The organism is Oceanobacillus alkalisoli, assembly GCF_022213125.1.
GTDB classification, from domain to species: domain Bacteria; phylum Bacillota; class Bacilli; order Bacillales; family Amphibacillaceae; genus Oceanobacillus; species Oceanobacillus alkalisoli.
In genome coordinates, this window is record NZ_JAKNRA010000003.1 from 234,535 (window position 1) to 255,712 (window position 21,178).

Genomic DNA, 21,178 nt, shown 5'->3' on the forward strand with positions numbered 1-21,178 from the left:
TGATAGATGTGAAAAGAAGTGTATGGATGTGACCGGTAAAAATAGGTCACATCCCATTTTAATTTACTTTATTACCCAACAATGCATAAGCCCCAATCGCAAGCTCTATTGCCTGCCGATTCGTCGGCTTCATAAAATCTTCTCCCATTAGCTCTTCAATCTTTTCCAAGCGATGATATAATGTTTGTCTCACAATGGAGAGTCTTTCGGACGTTTCCTTCTTAGATCCCATCGTTTCCAAGTACACAGCAAGTGTGAGCAGTAAATCATTTTTTGTTTGTCGTGAATGGTCCAGCAGCGGTTCTAAGTAATCGAAGACATAAGCTTCCAATTCATGCTTAGGGAGATTCATCAACAACCGATAAATCCCAATATCCTCAAAGAACAAAATATCTAGAATATCCATCTTTTGAATCGCTAGTACCGCATTTGCTTCAGCGTAACACTTATTTAGTTTTGCATAATCCTTCTGCAGACTGCTAATACCGATATAAGAATTTTTCCCACGGAATATATTATCTTTGTTGCTTTTCTTAATCGCCTCGCTAATTATCGTGAAAATGTCGATATCACTATTTGCGTAGCTACTCTTATAGTAAGAAGCAATCACCGCAATATTATTCTTCGTAATGGAAATAGCGGGAAAGAAATTATGTCTTTTAAAAATCGACCGGAGAATAATTGATTGCTGGAGCTTTATCTCTTCCCAATCTTCATCTCTCATTTCCTTATGATAGGAACTATTCTCAATCATAATTAATCTATAATAAAGATTCTCAGCGGGAGCAGGTAAAAACTTTAATGCTGCGGTGGATTCATATTCTTCTCCGTGCAATAACTGTTGCACCAAATTCTCTTCTTGATTCTGTTTTCTTTCCTCGATTGTTTTATTCCTTAGCATGATTTGTGCAATCGCCAGCGTCGCCCGGTCGATGATGGAGAAAGAGAACTCATCTAATGCTGCGCTCCGTTCTTGGATATATAGATCCCCCCAAGAAGACCCGAGTCCTTTAATCGGGAAAACAGTGTAATAGTCATCGTGAAAGAGAACTTCGTGATAAGGTTCAACTTCTCTCTCTGTATCAATCAGAGAAAGAATTGTTTCTGCCTGTTCCTTATTTTTAAGCGGATAGTAAAATAATTGTTTGTCATCTGAAACGAGTACTACATCCAGATTGAAAGATTCGTGTAGTTTCTTTAATATTTTTAAAACCCCGTTCGGTTCCAAAGACAATTCGTTAAACACATTAGAAAGATCATGGAGATACTTGAGCTGTTCGTGGTGACTGTTAATGAGGATTGTGTGTAAATCCTGGGTGATATCTACAAATTTCACAACATCTCTAAATATAATAATAGGAAAGTCATGTTCATTAGCGAATGCAATAATAACCGGTTCGATCTCCTGCACATGTGTCCCAAGTTCGATACAGAGCGCAGCAACTTCCAGTTCAATTAATTTCTTTAACTTAGGGATACCTTCTTTGGAATCGAGCGGCATATTAGAGCCAGTTGTTAAAATCAGTTCTCCGCCGTTGATAAAAGAATCGAACGCTTCCATTTCCAGAATATGTGTCCATGTAATCTCCCTGCCTACTCCATTTCCACCAGTAATTAACGTTGCATTCTTAAATAACCTTCGCTTTAAGATGTCTTTTACCGTTACTTTAAAATTCTCCATCCGTTTCCCTCCAAACTGTAAAATAAAATCTTAAAACATTTTACTTTATGTAAGATGCTATTATTTTCGGAACAATGTAAACTTAATTATGGGATGGCACCCGAGTTATGTCAATACTAGTAATAAAGTCAATTGATGATACTACTTTAAACACAACAAGAAATACAGACTATACATTTCGTCAAAAAATATTTTATCTTGGAAGGGAGACATTTAAAATGAAGGCGCTACAGCAAAAGGAACAATTATCACTGGAAGAAAAGGATCGACAGCATGTTTGGCACCATATTTCACCATACCGTGAAGAAGGCGCACCAATGATCGTAGAAAAGGGGCAAGGCTCCTGGATTACCGATCAGAATGGCAATCGTTATTTAGACGGTATGTCCGGATTATGGTGTGTGAATGTTGGCTACGGCCGGGAGGAATTGGCTGAGGCTGCTGCGGAGCAATTGAAGAAAATGGCCTATACACCGATGACGAATAGTCATGAGCCAGCGATTGAACTGGCAGCGAAAATCAATAGCATGCTGGAAGAAGACTACGTGATGTTCTATTCCAACAGTGGATCAGATGCGAATGAGGTTGCGTTTAAAATTGCCCGCCAGTACCACCAGCAAAATGGCGATCCAAATCGTTACAAAGTAATTTCCCGTTACCGTGCTTATCACGGCAGTTCGATGGGTGCACTTTCAGCGACAGGGCAAGCATTAAGGAAATATAAATATGAGCCACTTTCATCTGGTTTCTTACATGTCTCTCCCCCGGATAATTACCGGAAACCGGATAACCTAACGGTAGAAGAATATAACTTACAAAAAGCAAGAGAGATTGAAGAGACGATCAATTATGAGCAAAAGGAATCCATTGCAGCAGTTATTATGGAACCGCTCATTACAGGGGGCGGAGTTATCATGCCTCATGAAGTGTATGTCCAGGAAGTGGAGCGTATTTGTGAGCGTAACGGCGTCCTGCTCATTATCGATGAAGTCATCTGTGGCTTCGGTCGAACTGGTAAAGCATTCGGCCACCAGCAGTTCAACATTAAGCCAGATATTATCACGATGGCAAAAGGCTTAACAAGCGCTTATTTACCGTTATCCATTACAGCTGTTCGTAAAGATATTTACGAAGCATTCAAAGGAACAGGAGACAATCGTCATTTCCGTCACGTGAACACATTTGGCGGAAGTCCGGCAGCTTGTGCTGTTGCACTCAAGAATATTGAGATTATGGAGCGTGAAAATCTGTTCGAGCGTTCCAAACAATTAGGATCCAAGCTTCTACAAGGATTAAATGATTTGCAAGATCACCCTAATGTTGGTAATATTCGTGGATTAGGACTGCTTGCTGGAATTGAAATTGTAGAAGATAAAGAAACAAAGGAACCAGCTTCCAATGGCCGGATTGCTAAGCTGATTGGTGATTGTAAAGCGAAAGGATTAATCATCGGCCGGAACGGGGACACAGTTGCAGGACAGAACAATATTTTAACACTCAGCCCGCCATTATCTTCAACAGATGAAGACATTGATTTCATTCTGCAAGTTCTAAATGAAGTATTTGCTGAAAATAAGTAATGTAAGGGAGAGTTTCAGATGAGAATAGGGGTACCTAAAGAAATTAAAAACAACGAGAATAGAATAGCGATCACACCTTCCGGGGTGGATCGCTTAGTAAAAGCAGATCACGAAGTAGTAGTAGAAACAAATGCAGGGCTTGGATCCGGTTTTACAGATGAGGACTATAAGACAGTAGGTGCAAAGATTGTCGCGACGGCAAAGGAAGCCTGGGCGGAGGAAATGGTTATTAAAGTAAAAGAGCCGCTGGAAGAGGAATTTCAATTTTTCCGTGAAGACTTAACACTATTTACGTTCTTGCATTTAGCTGCAGAATCGGAACTGACAAAACAATTAATAGAGAAGAAGGTTGCTAGTATTGCGTATGAAACGGTTCAAGAAGCAGATGGATCTCTTCCACTGCTCGCACCGATGAGCGAGATTGCCGGAAGAATTGCCCCGCAAATCGGCGCACAATTTTTACAAAAACGCTATGGTGGCCAAGGAATCCTTTTAAGTGGAATTCCAGGTGTAGAGCGAGGAAATGTAACGGTTATCGGCGGCGGGGTTGTTGGAACGAATGCGGCTGAGATTGCATTAGGTCTAGGCGCTAAGGTTCGAATCATTGATTTAAATCCGAAACGTCTTAAACAGCTTGATGAATTATTCGGTAAGCAGGTCGAAACATTGATTTCTAACCCTTATAATATCGCAAAAGCTGTGAAAGAAGCCGACTTAGTAGTTGGAGCGGTATTAATACCTGGAACAAAGGCTCCGAAACTGGTCACAGAAGACATGGTCAAAGAAATGAAGAACAAAGCAGTAATCGTTGATGTGGCCATTGACCAAGGTGGAATTTTTGAAACGTCTGACCGGGTAACAACACATGACAATCCAACGTATGAAAAGCATGGTGTTGTCCATTATGCAGTGGCGAACATGCCAGGAGCGGTACCAAAGACAGCATCCCTAGGGCTTGAAAATGTAACACTTCCATATGTACTTGACGTAGCGAATAAAGGTATTAAACAAGCAAGTGCAGATAACGCAGCAATTTATAAAGGGATCAATACGCTAAATGGTCAAGTAACGTATAAGCCTGTAGCAGACGCGCACGGTTTACCGTTTAGTGAAGCAAGCGAAGAACTGGAAGCAATCGAAAAAGTATTATCGTAAACATATAGAAGGAGGATTCTCACATGACACAAACAGCAGTAGAAGTATTAAAAAACTATATTGGCGGTAAGTGGGTTGAAGCAAATACAGATAAATCGGAGCCGGTTTACAACCCGGCGACTGGAGAGGTTATCGCACATGTGCCGATTTCATCCGCTGAAGATGTGGAACATGCAGTAGAAACGGCAAACGAAGCATTCCAGGAGTGGAAAGAGCTAGCGGTCCCACGCCGTGCTAGGATTCTGTTTAAGTATCAGCAATTGCTCGTAGATAATTGGGATGAGCTTGCACGACTCATTACCATTGAAAATGGAAAAAACTTCGCGGAAGCTTACGGAGAAGTACAGCGCGGAATTGAAAATGTCGAATTCGCAGCTGGTGCTCCTTCTCTGATGATGGGGGAACAGCTTCCATCAATTGCAACTGGACTTGAATCAGGGGTATATCGTTACCCAATCGGTGTAATCGGCGGAATCACACCGTTCAACTTCCCAATGATGGTTCCTGCTTGGATGTTCCCAATGGCAATCGTTACTGGAAATACATTCGTATTGAAGCCTTCTGAACGGACACCACTGCTTGCGAATCGTTTAGCGGAGTTATTAGAAGAAGCGGGCCTGCCGGCAGGAGTATTCAATATTGTTCACGGTGCTCATGAGGTTGTAAATGGCTTGCTTGATCATAAAAATGTAGCAGCTATTTCCTTCGTCGGTTCCCAGCCTGTAGCAGAATATGTTTACAAGCGAGGAACAGATAATCTGAAACGTGTTCAAGCTTTAGCAGGAGCGAAAAACCATTCAATCGTTTTAGGGGATGCGAATCTGGAGAATGCAGCGACACAAATTTTAAACGCTGCATTTGGTTCAGCTGGTGAGCGCTGTATGGCAGCGTCCGTTGTTGCAGTAGAAGATTCGGTAGCAGATGAATTCATTGCTTTATTAAAGCAAAAAGCAGATGATGTTCAAATTGGAAACGGTCTGGACGAAGGAATTTTTCTCGGCCCGGTTATCCGTGAACAGCATAAGGAACGTACGTTAAGTTATATTGAAAAAGGTGAGAAAGAAGGAGCGAAACTTGTCCGTGACGGTCGTAAAGACGAAGCGGTGAAAGACGCAGGCTATTTTGTCGGCCCTACTATTTTTGATAATGTCACGTCAAATATGGAGATTTGGCAAGATGAAATTTTTGCACCGGTCCTTTCGATTTCTCGAGTGAAAGATTTAGATGAAGCAGTGGAGCTTTCCAATAAGTCCCGCTTTGCAAACGGTGCATGTATCTTCACGAAAGATGGAGGAAGCGTACGCCAATTTAGAGAAACAATTGATGCAGGTATGCTGGGAGTGAATATCGGAGTTCCAGCACCAATGGCATTCTTCCCGTTCTCTGGCTGGAAAGATTCCTTTTACGGTGACTTGCATGCGAACGGGAAAGACGGGCTTAATTTCTATACGCGTAAGAAAGTGATTACAACAAGATGGGTTTAAAATGAATCATTGTGAATGAAAAGCGCAGGAATTTTTCTTGCGCTTTTTTCCTGTTTCAAGCATTGGGCAATGGACTACTGGAGAGATGAGAGTCTTTCCATCAAGTATATTGGAGAAGAAGCAATGCCCAAGGGAAAAGTCAATGTTGTGATTGGAGAGGGATTACAAACAACAAGCGTCAATGCGTCGTTGAATAAAGAGGGTGTATTAACTACGAGAATGTCATTCAATGAAAGGCAAGTGGATAGCGATATAAAGGTAACAATTAGCTGGGGCGGGGAATCGGAGGAAATGATTTTAGATGGGCAATGATATTTAAAAAGGGTACTGTATACCCGAAGGTGCAGTACCCTATTTCATGTAGTTTTTTAAGCTTGATTGATGAGTTGATTAATAAATTCAACAACCTCATCCGTCGTACCCATCGCCAACAATTCTTCCTTATGGGAAGCAATCTGTTCTTTTGAGAGCTTGCTTAACTGTGTCCGGGCGGGAAGGATAGATGTTGCACTCATGCTGAATTCGTCTAGTCCAAGTCCTAACAGAATTGGAACAGCAATCGGGTCTCCAGCCATTTCACCGCACATGCCAGCCCATTTACCTTCTTTGTGAGCCGCTTCAATCACATTATTGACTAAGTTCAAGATTGCCGGATGGTACGGCTGATAGAGATAAGAAACCTGTTCATTCATCCGGTCAGCAGCCATTGTGTATTGGATAAGGTCATTCGTTCCAATACTGAAGAAATCAACTTCTTTAGCAAATTGTGCTGCAGTAACTGCTGTAGATGGAATTTCGACCATAATTCCGACTTCGATATTCTCGGATACTTCCATGCCTTCCGCAGTTAGCTTTTCCTTCTCATCGAGTAGGATCCCTTTTGCTTGGCGGAATTCTTCCAGTGTTGCAATCATTGGGAACATGATTTTTAAGTTCCCAAAGGCACTTGCACGAAGTAAAGCACGGAGCTGCGGGCGGAAAACATCTTCATTTTCCAAACAGAAACGGATCGCACGGAAGCCTAGAAATGGGTTTAATTCCTTTGGCAGATCCAGGTAGTCCAGCTCTTTATCGCCACCAATGTCTAGTGTACGGACGACAACTGGTTTGTCCCCCATCTGTTCAAGCACGGATTTATATGCTTCAAACTGTTCTTCTTCAGATGGCAGTTCACTTTTACCCATGTATAGAAATTCGGTCCGGTACAGACCGATTCCTTCTGCTCCGTTATGAAGAGCACCTGCTACGTCATCTGGTGTTCCGATGTTTGCAGCAAGCTCAACCTCGGCGCCATCTTTCGTAATCGTAGGCTCGTCTTTTAATTTAGCCCACTCTTCTTGTTGTTTTGCGTAAGCTGCCTGTTTTTTCTTATACGTTGCCACTTCTTCATCGGTTGGATGGATGATGACATTACCTTCTAGACCATCAATAATGATGAGATCATTTTGTGCAACGGATTCGGTGATATTTTTCGTTCCGACAACGGCAGGTATTTCGAGTGATCTTGCCATAATGGCGGAATGTGAAGTCCGGCCCCCGATGTCTGTTGCGAATCCTTGAACAAATTCGCGGTTCAATTGTGCTGTGTCAGATGGTGTTAAGTCCTCTGCGATAATGACGACCTCTTCGTCAATTAATGCAGGGTTCGGGAAGGTGACACCAAGTAAATGTGCCATGATTCGCTTTGTGACATCCTTAATGTCTGCGGCACGTTCCCGCATATATTCGTTGTCCATGTTTTCGAACATGTCGATAAACATCGCGGATACTTCTTCAACAGCAGTTGCTGCAATAACCTTATCCGTTTCGATTTTTTCCTTCATCGGATTAATTAGTTCTGGGTCATTTAAAATTAAGAGATGAGCAGAGAAAATCGCAGCATGGTCTTCACCAAGCTTATTTTCCGTATGCGCTTTGATTTTCTCGAGCTCCGTTCTGGAAACTTCTAATGCTTGTTCTAGCCGGCTAATCTCTTCCTCTGTATTTTCAGTCGTTACTTTTTCAAAGGATAAGTCCGGTGTTACGAGTTGGTATGCTTTAGCAATCGCTATACCAGGTGATGCAGCAATTCCTTTTAATTCTTTGTTCATTTTACCAGCCCCTGAATAGTTATCGTAATGTCTATCTTTCATTATAAGCCTTTAAAATAACTTCAAGCAAGGGATGTCCTTCTTCTAAACCGGAAACTTCTTTCAATGTTTCTCGGACACCCTGTTCTGCAATCATCTTCTGTAATTTTACTGCCTCTTCATCTTGTTCATTAGTAAACTTAAGAGCAGCTGCAATTGTTTTCGCAAGGTAGGTTGGTGCTTTCCCGGTTACGTCCATATACATCGATGCCGGACGAATGAGTCGTTCTTTAGCACCAAGCTTACGAATTGGACCTCTTGCCACCCTTGTGATTTCATCAGAAATATATGGATTCATAAAGCGGCCGATAATTTTCTCAATATATGCTTGATGTTCTTCCCGGTTAAAGCTATATGTTTGAATCAACGCTTCGCCTGACTCATGTAACGCGCCTTTTATTATTTCTTGTACCTTTTCGTCATTAATTGCTTCTGTAATGGTGTGGTATCCCATCTGATGACCGATATAAGCGACAGCTGCATGGCCGGAATTGACCGTGAATAGCTTCCGTTCGATATAAGGGGTGAGATCTCGAACGAAAGTAATCCCATTAATCTTCGGCTTGGTACCTTTGAGTGCAGGTTCTTCCACAACCCATTCATAGTAAGGTTCTACAGAAACTTGAAGTAGATTGTCATGTTTCTGGTTCGGTACAATTCGATCCACCGCTGCATCCGGGAAGCCGAACAAGTTATCAAATATTGTCTTTTCATCTTGTGTCAGATGGTCGTAAACTTTCTCCTTTAAAAAGGAAGTGCCACCGACCATGTTTTCACAGGCAATAATATTTAGGGGTTGATTATTTGTTTTAGCTCGCTCTTTCAACCCCTTAGCGATGAGTTCAGCAATGATCGGCAATACATTTGGCCCGACAGCAGTTGTAATAATATCCGCTTGAACAATTGCCTGGACGACTCTCCCTGGGTCTTGGATACTATGAATTCCCGAAATGTTTTTAACGGTTAACGTTTCGCTTTCTTCTGCTGTTAATACGACGTTGTATTGTTTTTCTGTGTTGATTTCCTTAATCACTTCTTCGTTCACATCGACAAAGGTTGTGTGATATGCCGCTTGATGGAGTAATAAACCAATAAAACCACGTCCAATATTGCCTGCACCAAAATGTACTGCTTCCATTTAGTTCACCTCATCAAAGATACGAATGATTTCTTCTTCTGACGCTGCGTCAAGAATCGATTGGATATTGTCTTCGTCGGAGAGCACGATTGCGATATTGGAGAGAATATCTAAGTGCTCGTCTCCTTTACCAGCAATTCCAATTAAAATTTTCACTGTGTTGCCATCTCCGTACGCTACACCTTCTGGAACGGTGACGACGGATAAGCCGGAATCATTTACTTCTGACTTCGCATCTTCTGTACCATGTGGAATCGCGACGAAGTTCCCCATATAGGTCGATGTTAATTCTTCCCGTTCAAACATTTTATCGATATAGGAAGATTCGACATAGCCATTATCTACTAAAATTTGGCCTGCATAGCGAATCGCTTCTTCCTGATTGTTTAATGAGACGTTCAACTTAATATTTTCTTTTGCTAATACTTCTTTTGCCATGGTATACACCACTCCTTATAGAGGTTGTTCAAAAAGTCCGGTAAAAATGACACTTTGTGAATGGGAGGTTCTACTAAGACCGTCCACGTCCTGTGGAAGCTCGTTGGCTCGCTTTTTCTCTCCTCATGTACCTACTGACGTACATTCCGGTGCCGGGAGCTTCGCCGCCTCGAATTTCGACGCACAGGATGTGCTAGTGTCGGCGTTACAACAGGATGTTGCTTATTTAGCCGACCTCGGTCCTTTTTATCCTCCTTTTTGAACTTATATTTATAGTAATTTTTTATCCTTTAAAAACGTTTGAAAACGCTCGGCTAAATAGAATTTGATCGCTGTTTCATCTGCAGATTCAAACAAACGAACCGCTTCGTCTTCCTGGATGAGCAGGCTGCTTAAATAACTTAGTGTCTCTAGCCTTTCTTGTTGAATATCTTCCGGGGCTAGCATGACTAGGATATGTTTTACTTCCATCTCTTTTCCGTCCATCCCCCTCATCGGACTTGCATTTTCCAACACATAAATGGAAAAGTGGATGGAAGGCACGTCTCTAGAGCGAGTATGGAAAAGTGCCAAGCTTGTATCTGGTATCCCAAGTCCGCCTGCTTGCTCTCTTTCCAGTAATTTAGTAAAAACTGTTTCACTGTTCTTTATTATTTTTCGTTTTTCCAAATCGATACAAATTGCTCGTAATGTAGATTCTTCATGATTGCGTTCATCAATATAGAAGGAATGAAGCAAATCAAGGATGGTATCGGTATACAGTTTGATGGATTCTAACTGCAAGAGCGAATTCGCATTACTTTTTTGCTTTTCATTATTTACAATGAGCCTCTGCTGGCGGATTGCCTTTTTAATCTGATGGACTTCTGATTGATTTAACATTGGGGAAACGAGAATATAATCTGTGTCCTCCAATTCCGTTAAGGGGAGCGTTGAAATGATTAAATCATATTGATCCAAATCAGCTTCATCTACATCGAACATCGATTTGTTTTCAATTTGTTTAATTTCCGGTACTTGCTTCATTAATTGGGTAGCTAAGATTTTCGCTGTACCAATTCCACTGGAACAAATAACAAGGGTCTTCTGTCTTTCACCTTTTAGTAATGCAGCTGCAAAATGAAGGACGAGGAAACCAATCTCATCATCCGGGAAATCCAAGTCAGGAAAAATAACGCTTGCTGCTTCTGCAATTAAGTGAAACAAATCGTCGTAGTCATGTTTAATCTGATCAATCATCGGATTCGTGATCTTCATCTGTTTTTGCATCCGGTAAATGGCTGGTTTCAAATGGGTAACTAAATCATTCAGTAATGGGTTGTTTCCCATCATATCAACATGGAGCTGTTTACTTATATAAGCGATCAACTGTTTGACTTGGTAGGCGAATCCTGAGTTCTCCACTTCTAACAAAACATGTTGGTCTGCACGGAGTTTCGCTCCCATTAAATGCATGGTAATATAACCGATCTCATCTTCAGGAATATCGATGTCCAGGGCCGTCTCCAATTCATTGATGATTTTTTCAGCTATCTTATATTCCTCTGTACCCTGTATCTGTTTGAAGTATGCCCGGTCAAATTGAATCGTATCTCCCTTTTTTAGTCGCTCGATTGCGAGTGCAAGGTGGACGACTAATCCGACACGGGCGCTGTCTGCTAACTCATACGGTAGTTCTGTGCTTGCAGTTCCTACGGTTTTTTCAATAATTTTTAATGTATCTGGATTGACGAGTCCTAATAAGCGGTTGGAAATGGTCGGCGTTTGCTTGTTTTGAATATTTTCTTTTAGTAGGGAGATGAAAGAAAAGGGATCCACGTATTTTGCAATCAAATGAGTGATTGCGGACCGTTTATTTGCTTCGTCTCCTTCAATTTGTACACCATATCCTCTTCTTCGGATAATCGTTAAGTGAAAGTTCCCTAACGCTTCTTCCAGTTGATCCAAATCATTTCTGACAGTGGCAATCGTTACATCTAATTCATGAGCAAGGGTGAACAGTTTCACCGGCTCATTTGATTCAAGCAGCATGGATAGAACCATGGCTTGTCTTTCTTCCTGAGTGTAATCAATAGGATTAATATTGGAAAGCAGCTGTTCTAATAATTGCTTATCCGATTGGTTACCAACGATTTGGAGCCCGACGCCCGCTTTTTTGTCGAGCTCCAATTGGTGGTTTGAAAGAATTTTTTCAATGCTTTTTAAATCACGGTGAATCGTTCGCGAACTAACATCAAGTGCTTTAGCGATATCTTCGACAGTCACTTGTCCTTGGTTCTGAAGTAAGAACAAGATGATTTTTCTTTCTCGAGCTGTAATACTCAAGGTCAATTCTCCCCCACTAGTTATCTTTCAACCGTTCCACCAATTCGTCATATTTCGGGCTGTTTAGGAAATTATCAACGGAAATATGCTCTGCCGTTGGAAGTTTATTCTTCGCACGGTCGGTCAAATCCTTATGGGTGATGACAATATCTGCATCATCCGGGATGTCATTAATCGCTTTATTCGTTACGAAGATGTCAATATCTGCCTTCTTGAATTTATTTTTCAGTAACGAGGCACCCATCGCGCTTGAACCCATACCAGCGTCACAGGCGAAAATAACTTTATTTACATCTTCCTGTTCTGGTTCAGGTGCTGTCTCTTCTTTCTCTTGATCTAAATCATCTGCCACATCTCCTGTAAGCAATCGATCTACGAGTTCATCATATTTCGGGCTGTTCAGGAAGTTATCGACGGAAATATGCTCAGCTGTTGGAAGTTTCGCTTTTGCACGATCGGTCAAGTCTTTATGGGTGATAACAATATCCGCATCATTGGGAATATCATTGATTGCTTTATTCGTTACGAAAATATCGATATCCGACTTCTTGAATTTATTTTTCAGAAGGGATGCACCCATCGCGCTTGAGCCCATACCAGCATCACAAGCGAAAATAATTTTATCGATTTGTTCTGGTGTTTTCTTCCGGGTAGTGACTGTTTTTACAATCTCTTCATTTTCTTCTTCATCTTGGTTCAAAGCACCTGTAACAGAGCTTTTCTTGCCTTTCATTGCTTCCATTTTACCTGCAGCATCTGCTAAACTGTCCGTCTCTGTCTTGCTTGATTTCAAAATGATAGCAGCAATAACAAAGGTGACGGCTGCTGCCACTAGAACACCTAAGATTACACCAAGATAACTGTCTTGTGCCGTCATCGCAAGGACAGCGAAAATACTACCAGGTGATGAAGGGGCAACTAATCCCGCACCAAATAGCTGGAACATGAATACACCACTCATACCACCAGCGATGACTGCAAGAATTAGAATTGGTTTCATCAATACGTAAGGGAAATAAATTTCATGAATCCCACCGAAGAACTGAATGATTGCAGCCCCTGGTGCAGAACTCTTGGAAGCACCTTTACCAAAAATCATGAATGCGAGTAAAATACCGATACCTGGGCCAGGGTTTGCTTCCAACAGGAATAGTATTGATTTCCCGACTTCACTCGCTTGATCCGCACCAATCGGACTTAATATTCCATGGTTAATTGCATTATTCAAGAATAGAATTTTCGCAGGTTCAATAATGATGTTCGCAAGTGGCAATAACCCTGCGGCAATAATTACTTCCACTCCTGCTGCAAGTGCTGTGTTCAATCCTTCTACTACCGGACCAATTGCATAGACAGCAACAATCGCAAGTAGTGCCGCCAATATACCAGCGGAGAAGTTATTGTAAAGCATCTCAAACCCTTGACGAATCTTCGCCTGGAAGAGATCATCTATTTTCCTCATTAAATAGCCGGCAAGTGGTCCCATCACCATTGCTCCGAGAAACATTGGAATATCCGCTCCGACGATAACTCCCATCGTAGCCGTAGCACCAACAATCCCACCACGTATGTCATAGACCATCCGGCCGCCTGTAAACCCTATCAATAATGGCAATAAGTAAATAAGCATCGGGTCAACCATTGTTGCCAATTGTGCATTTGGCAACCAACCATCTTCAATAAATAAAGCCGTTATAATTCCCCAAGCAATAAAGGCACCGATGTTCGGCATAATCATTCCGCTTAAATAACTGCCGAATTGCTGTGCTTTTGCTCGAATGCCCTTCTTTTCAGCCATCTTTCCACACTCCCTTAATTGAAGTAATATCTTATACTTCTATTTTAAAGTAATCGGTTGGTACTACTCAATGGAATCTAAACATATCTTTGGCAGACCACTTGTTGACATTATTTTAAATGGATTGTCTCTGTTGTTACTATGCCCAACTTGAGTGATAAGATAAACCCGAATTAGAAAATGGAAACCAATGATTTGTTCAGTTAGCGTACTTTTGTTCAATAAATAGGAAAAGGGATGTCAGAGACCCTTGTCTGTAATGATATAAAATATAATCAATAAAAGCTTGGAGGGAATATCCATGAATATTTTCAATCATTAAAGCAGCTCCAGAACATGGAGAAGAAATTAGTAGAATTTGTTCCATTGGCTAGCTGCAAACGGTTTAAAGTGTTTATGATGAGGAGTACCAAAATAAAAATGTAGAATATTGGTATAACCATGAGCGGGTACATGACGATATTGTGAAAGGTACATACACACATGTTGCATTAGTGAACGGGAAAGTTGTCGGGACAATTGGAGGGGGGATGACGGGTCCGGATGTTAGTGAGATTTACGTTTTCTATGTTGATGATAATTATAGATATAAAGGAATCGGTGCAAAACTACTCAAGGCATTTACAAAGAAGCATATAGAAAGAGGTGCGAAAAAACAGTATGTATCTGTTCAAGAGGGAAATGACTTGGTATCCCTATCTACAAGGCGCGGGGCTTTGCACAGCAAGAACAAGCTGGGCGCTACTGGCGGCGAATTGGTTAAGGTCTATCTTCCCATGGCTCGAGTTGACCGACAATCATTTGTTTCTGTTTTGTCTTTATCGCTGTAATTGTACCTAAAGAAATCTCCTTGTTTGTTAGCCATCTGGAATAATTGTTTTCCACGACAAAGCCTAGCTGCACTTGATGGTATAAGCAATTTCCTGGTACAGATATCTTTTGTTGGATTTTTCTTAAGTCTGTACTGCTCCCTAGTATATGGAACAATTCCCATTCCTTTTGACTTTTGGAGACTTTATTTGTGATGATTGACAGGGCATTTTCAGCAATGGAATGAATCCATGCAACTACGATATTGATATTGCCATTTTTCTTGATTGTATCGCTAATTTGTTCTTGTAACTTTTCTTCATTTGTATAATTAACGAAGAGTGGTGTTATCTTTTCACTCGAAATAGTCTTGCTCATTAGTTCTTCCATCCGTTTAGGGTTACGAGCAACGATGGACACGTGATAACCTTGTTCAACTAACCAGAGTGATACGTCCGATAACATTCCTGTTCCGGCAACTACTAATGCGTGCTTCATTCCGATTAGCTCCTTCTAAATTAACTTTTAAAAACAAGTTCTATCACCGCGATATGAGGGGATCATTACCCGTTCAGACACATGAACAGGTAATGATAAAATTTTTACTACCTTATCCCTCTCTCGTATTGAAGTGGTGGGCTTACTTTCCGAGTTAATTCTTTCTCCGCATGTAATCCCCAATAAGGATCATGAAGCATCCCTCTAGCTATAGACACGAGCTCTGCATCTCCATTTGTGATGGTCGCTTCAGCAAGTTCTGGATTACTCAATTTGCCGACTGCAATTACTGGTACGTCCAATTGTTTCTTAAACTCCCGTGCGAAAGGCACTTGATAGCCTGGCGTGTTGAGTGGTTTACGTTTGCCTGGAGGTCCTTCTCCACCACTGGAAACGTGAAAGACATCAACGCCAGCTGCTTTAAAACGCTTGGCAATCGCAATCGAATGGTCCAAGTCATATCCTCCGTCGATATATTCCACAGCAGACATCCGCATAAGAAGTGGCATGTCCGCAGGTATGACAGTTTTTACTGCTTTAATGATTTCTTCACCGAACAAAGCTAAATCTTTTCCATACTCATCTGTACGATTATTAATGCTCGGCGACATGAATTGATGGATGAGATAGCCATGCGCTCCGTGTAATTCAATTGTATCAAATCCAGCTTTTACTGCTCTTTCGGCAGCTTCCTTAAATTGCTGAACCGTTTCTTTTACTTCCTCTGTCGTTAAAGCTCTTGGGGTTTTTAGTGCGTCACTTTTTGTTTCTTCTTGCAGAACTTCTACTGGAATATCGGAAGGAGCTACAGGCTGAACAGCGTCCTCAGCTTTTCTTCCCGCATGAGCGATTTGAATACCAACCTTGGCATCATGCTTTTTGATCGCTTGAACAAGGCGTTCGTAATGTGGAATATGTTCATCTGACCATAATCCAAGATCGTTATCTGTAATCCTCCCCTCGGGAGTAACACTCGTCATTTCCATAATGATGAGACCAGTTCCTCCGATTGCTCGCGAGACGTAGTGGACAAAATGCCAATCATTTGGAATCCCATCTTCTTTTGTAACGGAATATTGACACATTGGTGCCATGACAATCCGGTTTTTTAATGTTAAATTCTTAACTGTGTAAGGGCTGAATAGTTGACTCATCATGTAAAACTCCTTTCATTACGTTGTTTGCGCATGTTTACAATGTACCTTTTAATCTATACAGGTGCAAACAAATGAATTTAGAAAGGATTATTCTTATGAATCATAAAAAAAACTGGTTCATGGTTTAAATAATCTAAGTTCTATGGAAACTCGGCTTTTTTGTTATCGCATAACATATTCTTATTAGCAGACTTAATGAATTTCATAATACGTATTTAATGCTTCACCATCACCATATGTAGTTGGTTCGTTCCCAACTACATATGGTGATGGAAAGCCGACTTTGGTAATTATGAAATTCATTCGACTAACTAATTTTATCTAAAAATTTAAATAAAAACTATTGACAATGATAATCATTCTCACTATAATGGCAATAAACAGTGAGAATGATTATCATTATTAATTATATGAAAGGGGAAGAAAATATGAGGAAATTATCTATATTTATTATTTCTATATTTTTGCTAATCGTACTAGCAGCATGCGGCACAAGTGCAGAGGAAACGGAAGAGGATGTTCAGGACACAAATGATACGGCAAGTGAATCATCAGATAAAGAAAGTAATTTGCCGATTGAAGTTACAGATGCGTCAGGTGAGACAATCACGTTTGAATCGATTCCTGAGTCCGCTGCTACGTTAAGTTCAGGAGATCTTGATATTTTACATAATCTTGGAGTGGAAATCGTTGGAAGACCAACAACAAATGTTGAAGTTCCTGCAGATGTTGAGGATGCTCCTGAAATAGGGAATCTTCATCAGCCCAATTTTGAGAAAATTGCCGAGGCTAATCCAGAAGTGTTAATTGCGCCGCTCAGCTTCGAGCGGCATGCCGCTAACATAGAAGAGCAAGGAACAAAAGTTGTATATTCAAACGCAAACTCCATAGCTGACATTCAAGAAACAATCGAAGTGTTTGGACAAATATTCCATAAGGAAGCAGAAGCAGAAAAAATAAACAATGGGATAACAGAGAAAACGGAAGGCATCGAAGCGGATGAAGAAGACCCTGTTCGTGCGTTGCTCGTATATGGAACAACCGAGAGTTCCCTCGCAGCACTTCCTAACTCGCTTTCTGGTGATTTACTGGAAAAGGCTGGTGGAGAAAATATCGCACAAGACTTTGAACTTGCAGAAAACTTTCCGAACTATGCTAATTTAAGTCCAGAAAGGATTATTGAAAGAAACCCGGAAGTCATTATGTTAATCACACACGGTGAACCAGAAACAGTGAAAGAAGCTTTTGAACAGGAAATGGAAACAAATGCAGCATGGTTTAATTTGGATGCGGTTAAAAATGGAAATGTAGTTATTCTACCATCGGATTTATTTGGCGCTAACCCAGGAACGAAAATTGTTGATGCGTTGGAAGTAATGAGCGAAAGCCTGGAGAGTGTTAGGTAGAATGGAATCTGCAAAAGTAAACGTACGTACATATTCTGCCGAGGAGGGACCGAAGCATCATGATCGGCATCCGCTTGCAAAAAGACGGCTCATTGTATTAGTTTCATTAAGTATTACGCTCATCCTTGTTTCGTTATTCAGTTTGATGGCGGGAGCTGTATCTTTTTCCATCAGCGAGATATGGAACGGACTTTTTGATTCCTCCGATACACTCGAAAGACGTATTGTCTGGGATTTACGGCTCCCTAGAGTATTGATTGGAGTAGTTGTTGGTATGTGCCTTGCGTCTGCGGGAGCAATCTTGCAAGGGGTTATGCGAAATCCATTAGCTGATCCGGGTATTATCGGTGTTTCTTCCGGGGCAGGTCTTGTTGCAGTAATCATTATGATTATTTATCCAACTTATATTGCTTTATTACCCCTTGCTGCTTTTATCGGTGCATTGGTAACAGCTTTAATCATCTATGCGTTGTCATGGAGGGGTGGGACTTCCGTTGTACGCATTATTCTAGTGGGTGTTGCCATCAATGCCATTATCGGTTCGTTTATGTCAGCCCTGATGCTGCTTTACAGTGACCGGGTACAAGCGGTCCTTCCATGGTTGGCGGGAGGAATCGGTGGAGTTGGCTGGGTGCAGTTTAAAATGATTATTTACTATGTCATGATAGCGCTTATCTTAGCTTTATTTTCAATCAAACATATTCGTGTCCTAAGGCTTGGTGATGAATTGGCAAAATTACTCGGCCATCATGTAGAACGAAGCAGGTTTTTCCTTATTGTTATGAGTACGCTCTTAGCTGGTATTGCGGTCAGTGTTTCTGGGTTAATCGGATTCGTTGGTCTTGTTGTTCCACATATTTTACGATTGATCATTGGTGGAGATTATCGCTATTTGCTTCCGGCATCTGCGCTTGGAGGTGGCCTGCTTGTCGTACTGGCGGATACGATTGCCAGAAGTGCCTTTGATCCGATTGAACTTCCTGTTGGCATTCTGCTGGCGTTTATCGGTGGTCCATTCTTTTTATATTTGATTCAGAGAAGGAGGGGGCCGGTTGCTGGTCACTAAGCGTTTAGATTTCGAGCATTCTACTGCTTTTCAGCTGGAAGATATCAATTTATCCATCCAAAAGGGTGAGATTGTTAGTTTAGTCGGTCCGAATGGTTCGGGAAAATCTACACTGCTGCGTCTCATGTCCCGTCTCATTTCTCCAAAAAGCGGGGAAATCCTGTTGGTTGGAAAAGCAATTAAATCGATGAAGACGGAGGATGTAGCAAAGAAATTAGCGATGCTTCCTCAGATGCTGGATCATCAATTAGACCTGACGGTGGCTGAACTTGTTGAATTCGGCAGGTATCCGCATCGCGGGGCATATAGTAAGCTGACGACGGAGGATAAGAAAATTACCCAATGGGCGATTGAGATTACAAAGCTTCAGTCCTTCCGAAATCGAATGTTGCATTCCCTTTCAGGTGGAGAAAGACAACGAGCATGGATTGCTATGGCAATAGCCCAGCGTCCGGAAATTTTACTGCTGGATGAGCCAACAACATTCCTTGATATATCCCATCAATTGGAAGTCATGGAGCTTGTCAAAGATTTGAATGAGAATTTTGGCATGACGGTTGTAATGGTATTACATGATATTAACCAAGCAGCAAGGTACAGTGAGAGAATGATTGTACTAAAGAACGGAAAGGTCCTCTATGATAGCACGCCAACTGATGTGCTGCGCCGGGAGATGTTTCAATCTGTATTCGGAATTGATGCTAATATTTATAAAGAATCTGGGAAAACCTTTTTTACCCCCATGAAATTAGGAAAGGAAGGATGAATGTGAACAGCAAGCCTTTAGATATTGAATTAGTAAGGGAGTTCGTCATCGCTGCACATGGTGATTTTGAAAAAGTAAAACAACTCGTGACAGAAGAACCGGCATTAATCCATTCGGTCGTGAACTGGGGAGGGGATGACTGGGAAAGCGGACTGGGAGCAGCTGCGCACACCGGCAATCGATCCATTGCAGAATGGTTACTCGAACGTGGGGCAAGGCTAGATATATTTGCAGCAGCCATGCTTGGAGAATTAGGCGTCGTCTCTTCTATCATCGAACGATTCCCGGAAGTGTTGCAGGAAAAGGGTCCACATGGAATTCCACTCATCCGCCATGCAGAAAAAGGTGGGGAACAAGCTAAATTTGTCGTCGAATATTTGAAATCAAAAGAACAATTGATACATTAATTGTAGTAGTATGACCTGTAAAAGGAGGAAAATAAAATGATAAAAGCAGTCAATACCATTCGAATTGAAAAAGGTCGGTCAGATGAAGTGCTTCCCCTCTTTCAAAAACCAAAAGATGTCCATAAATTTGAGGGATTTGTAGTAATGGAAGTGTTGAGGAATGAAACAAGTGAAGAATATGATGAATTGGATATTTGTACGACATGGGAAGAGAGAAAACACTTTGATCAATGGCTGGAAGCGAGAAATCACCGAAAAGAGCAGCAGGGTCAGCAGGCAGGGAAAAGGTCAGAAGACAGTCCCATTTTAGGGGCAGAATTGAATATCTACGAGGTCGCTTATCGACATGAGCCTACTCGGAAACAGGAAAAGGAAGCATAGATGTTTTCCGTCATTTTGCATATTACCCCCCATTATGTGCAGTGACTTTGTATATAGAAAGGGCTATCGTTGGATGGCTCCTTTTTTAATTCAGAAACGATGAACGCTATAAGCATCCCGCAGGAAATCCTAAGCGTTAGCGCGCTAATATATGCTATACTTTATGAATTGACTGAATAATAAAAAAAGGGATATAGAAATGACTCAATCACTAATCTTTGATATGGATGGAACATTATTTCAAACCGGTAAAATTTTAGAGTTATCTCTGGAAGATGCATTTGAACGTTTACGGTCATTGAAAAAGTGGAATGCGAAACACCGATTGATAAATATCGTGAAATTATGGGTGTGCCTTTGCCAAAAGTATGGGAAACGTTAATGTCTGATCATTCTCGTGATGTTAGAGAGCAAACAGATGCTTATTTCTTGGAGAAGCTCTTAGACAATATAAAAGGCGGGAAAGGTGCATTATATCCGAATGTAAAAGAGGTTTTCAGTTATCTGAAAGCAAATGATTACTCGATTTACATTGCAAGTAATGGGTTAACCGAATATCTTAAGGCAATTGTAAGTTATTATCAATTGGATCATTGGGTTACGGAGACATTCAGTATCGAGCAAATTGATTCCTTGAATAAATCAGATCTAGTGCAGCGTATAATCACGAAATACAATATTACCCAAGGCGCAGTAGTAGGCGACCGGCTATCGGATATAAACGCTGCAAAAGATAATGGTTTAGTTTCAATCGGATGCAATTTTGACTTTGCGAAAGAAGAGGAACTTGCACAGGCTGATATTGTGATGGATGATCTAATGGGTCTGAAAAAAGTAATGCCAGAATTAGCGCATTAAATCATAATAAAGAAGTAGAATGAGAACCACCGCTCGTTCTACTTTGTACTTTTCTCAAGCGTACCTCGTGATCTGGAAAAATATTGATTTCCAAACAGCAA

Annotated in this window: 18 protein-coding genes and 1 pseudogene; 11 read left to right on the plus strand and 8 right to left on the minus strand. The window is 41.2% G+C overall.

Annotation, left to right across the window (positions count from 1 at the left end; translation table 11 throughout):
- Positions 1 to 58: 58 nt before the first annotated feature.
- Positions 59 to 1,681, minus strand: a complete 1,623-nt coding sequence (locus L3V42_RS07125) for a PucR family transcriptional regulator (protein ID WP_235763622.1) — start codon at positions 1,679 to 1,681, stop codon at positions 59 to 61.
- 218 nt (positions 1,682 to 1,899) lie between these two features.
- Between L3V42_RS07125 and L3V42_RS07130 the strand changes: the two genes are divergently transcribed.
- The 4 genes from L3V42_RS07130 (at position 1,900) to L3V42_RS07145 (ending at position 6,212) form a co-directional block, all read left to right on the plus strand.
- Positions 1,900 to 3,261 carry an aspartate aminotransferase family protein gene (locus L3V42_RS07130; RefSeq protein ID WP_238471682.1) on the plus strand — a complete coding sequence of 454 codons (1,362 nt, stop codon included), beginning with the start codon at positions 1,900 to 1,902 and terminating at the stop codon, positions 3,259 to 3,261.
- A gap of 18 nt (positions 3,262 to 3,279) precedes the next feature.
- Positions 3,280 to 4,416, plus strand: a complete 1,137-nt coding sequence (gene ald / locus L3V42_RS07135) for an alanine dehydrogenase (protein ID WP_238471658.1) — start codon at positions 3,280 to 3,282, stop codon at positions 4,414 to 4,416.
- Positions 4,417 to 4,439: 23 nt separating this feature from the next.
- Positions 4,440 to 5,900: a CoA-acylating methylmalonate-semialdehyde dehydrogenase gene (locus L3V42_RS07140; RefSeq protein ID WP_238471659.1), complete on the plus strand. Its 1,461-nt coding sequence runs from the start codon at positions 4,440 to 4,442 to the stop codon at positions 5,898 to 5,900.
- Between the two features lie 123 nt (positions 5,901 to 6,023).
- Positions 6,024 to 6,212 carry a hypothetical protein gene (locus tag L3V42_RS07145; RefSeq protein WP_238471660.1) on the plus strand — a complete coding sequence of 63 codons (189 nt, stop codon included), beginning with the start codon at positions 6,024 to 6,026 and terminating at the stop codon, positions 6,210 to 6,212.
- A 56-nt stretch (positions 6,213 to 6,268) separates the two neighbouring features.
- Here L3V42_RS07145 and ptsP read toward each other — a convergent pair whose 3' ends face one another.
- From ptsP to L3V42_RS07170, 5 genes are all read right to left on the minus strand, one after another.
- Positions 6,269 to 7,990 (minus strand): phosphoenolpyruvate--protein phosphotransferase, encoded by a 1,722-nt coding sequence (ptsP, locus tag L3V42_RS07150; protein ID WP_235763616.1) that lies wholly within the window; start codon positions 7,988 to 7,990, stop codon positions 6,269 to 6,271.
- 31 nt (positions 7,991 to 8,021) lie between these two features.
- Positions 8,022 to 9,167: a mannitol-1-phosphate 5-dehydrogenase gene (locus L3V42_RS07155; protein ID WP_238471661.1), complete on the minus strand. Its 1,146-nt coding sequence runs from the start codon at positions 9,165 to 9,167 to the stop codon at positions 8,022 to 8,024.
- Positions 9,168 to 9,605 (minus strand): PTS mannitol transporter subunit IIA, encoded by a 438-nt coding sequence (locus L3V42_RS07160; RefSeq protein ID WP_235763614.1) that lies wholly within the window; start codon positions 9,603 to 9,605, stop codon positions 9,168 to 9,170. It lies immediately after the preceding gene.
- A gap of 270 nt (positions 9,606 to 9,875) precedes the next feature.
- Positions 9,876 to 11,930 (minus strand): BglG family transcription antiterminator, encoded by a 2,055-nt coding sequence (locus L3V42_RS07165; protein WP_238471662.1) that lies wholly within the window; start codon positions 11,928 to 11,930, stop codon positions 9,876 to 9,878.
- A gap of 16 nt (positions 11,931 to 11,946) precedes the next feature.
- A complete protein-coding gene (locus L3V42_RS07170) occupies positions 11,947 to 13,728 on the minus strand; it encodes a PTS mannitol transporter subunit IIBC (RefSeq protein ID WP_238471663.1) in 1,782 nt (593 codons plus the stop codon).
- 464 nt (positions 13,729 to 14,192) lie between these two features.
- On the opposite strand from L3V42_RS07170, the gene L3V42_RS07175 reads away from it, so the two are divergent.
- Complete coding sequence (locus L3V42_RS07175; protein ID WP_238471664.1) at positions 14,193 to 14,558, plus strand: GNAT family N-acetyltransferase; 366 nt, start codon at positions 14,193 to 14,195, stop codon at positions 14,556 to 14,558.
- Here the strand turns inward: L3V42_RS07175 and L3V42_RS07180 are convergent.
- Together L3V42_RS07180 and L3V42_RS07185 are read right to left on the minus strand one after the other, a co-directional pair.
- The gene (locus tag L3V42_RS07180; protein ID WP_238471665.1) at positions 14,488 to 15,036 is read right to left on the minus strand and encodes a short-chain dehydrogenase; all 549 of its coding nucleotides are present in this window, start codon (positions 15,034 to 15,036) and stop codon (positions 14,488 to 14,490) included. The two genes, L3V42_RS07175 and L3V42_RS07180, sit on opposite strands and share 71 nt — an antisense overlap.
- A 107-nt stretch (positions 15,037 to 15,143) precedes the next feature.
- Entirely contained in the window at positions 15,144 to 16,190 is a 1,047-nt protein-coding gene (locus tag L3V42_RS07185; protein WP_238471666.1) for an NADH:flavin oxidoreductase/NADH oxidase, read from the minus strand.
- A 431-nt stretch (positions 16,191 to 16,621) separates the two neighbouring features.
- Between L3V42_RS07185 and L3V42_RS07190 the strand changes: the two genes are divergently transcribed.
- From L3V42_RS07190 to L3V42_RS07215, 6 genes and pseudogenes are all read left to right on the plus strand, one after another.
- Positions 16,622 to 17,599: an ABC transporter substrate-binding protein gene (locus L3V42_RS07190; protein ID WP_238471667.1), complete on the plus strand. Its 978-nt coding sequence runs from the start codon at positions 16,622 to 16,624 to the stop codon at positions 17,597 to 17,599.
- Between the two features lies 1 nt (position 17,600).
- Positions 17,601 to 18,665, plus strand: coding sequence for a FecCD family ABC transporter permease (locus L3V42_RS07195; RefSeq protein ID WP_238471668.1), 1,065 nt, complete (start codon positions 17,601 to 17,603; stop codon positions 18,663 to 18,665).
- Positions 18,652 to 19,431: an ABC transporter ATP-binding protein gene (locus L3V42_RS07200; protein ID WP_238471669.1), complete on the plus strand. Its 780-nt coding sequence runs from the start codon at positions 18,652 to 18,654 to the stop codon at positions 19,429 to 19,431. Before L3V42_RS07195 ends, L3V42_RS07200 begins: the two co-directional genes overlap by 14 nt.
- Entirely contained in the window at positions 19,428 to 19,838 is a 411-nt protein-coding gene (locus tag L3V42_RS07205; RefSeq protein ID WP_235763605.1) for an ankyrin repeat domain-containing protein, read from the plus strand. Before L3V42_RS07200 ends, L3V42_RS07205 begins: the two co-directional genes overlap by 4 nt.
- A 36-nt stretch (positions 19,839 to 19,874) precedes the next feature.
- Positions 19,875 to 20,219: an antibiotic biosynthesis monooxygenase gene (locus L3V42_RS07210; RefSeq protein ID WP_235763604.1), complete on the plus strand. Its 345-nt coding sequence runs from the start codon at positions 19,875 to 19,877 to the stop codon at positions 20,217 to 20,219.
- Positions 20,220 to 20,418: 199 nt separating this feature from the next.
- A pseudogene (locus L3V42_RS07215) lies at positions 20,419 to 21,077 on the plus strand (HAD family hydrolase).
- The last annotated feature ends 101 nt before the right edge of the window (positions 21,078 to 21,178 follow it).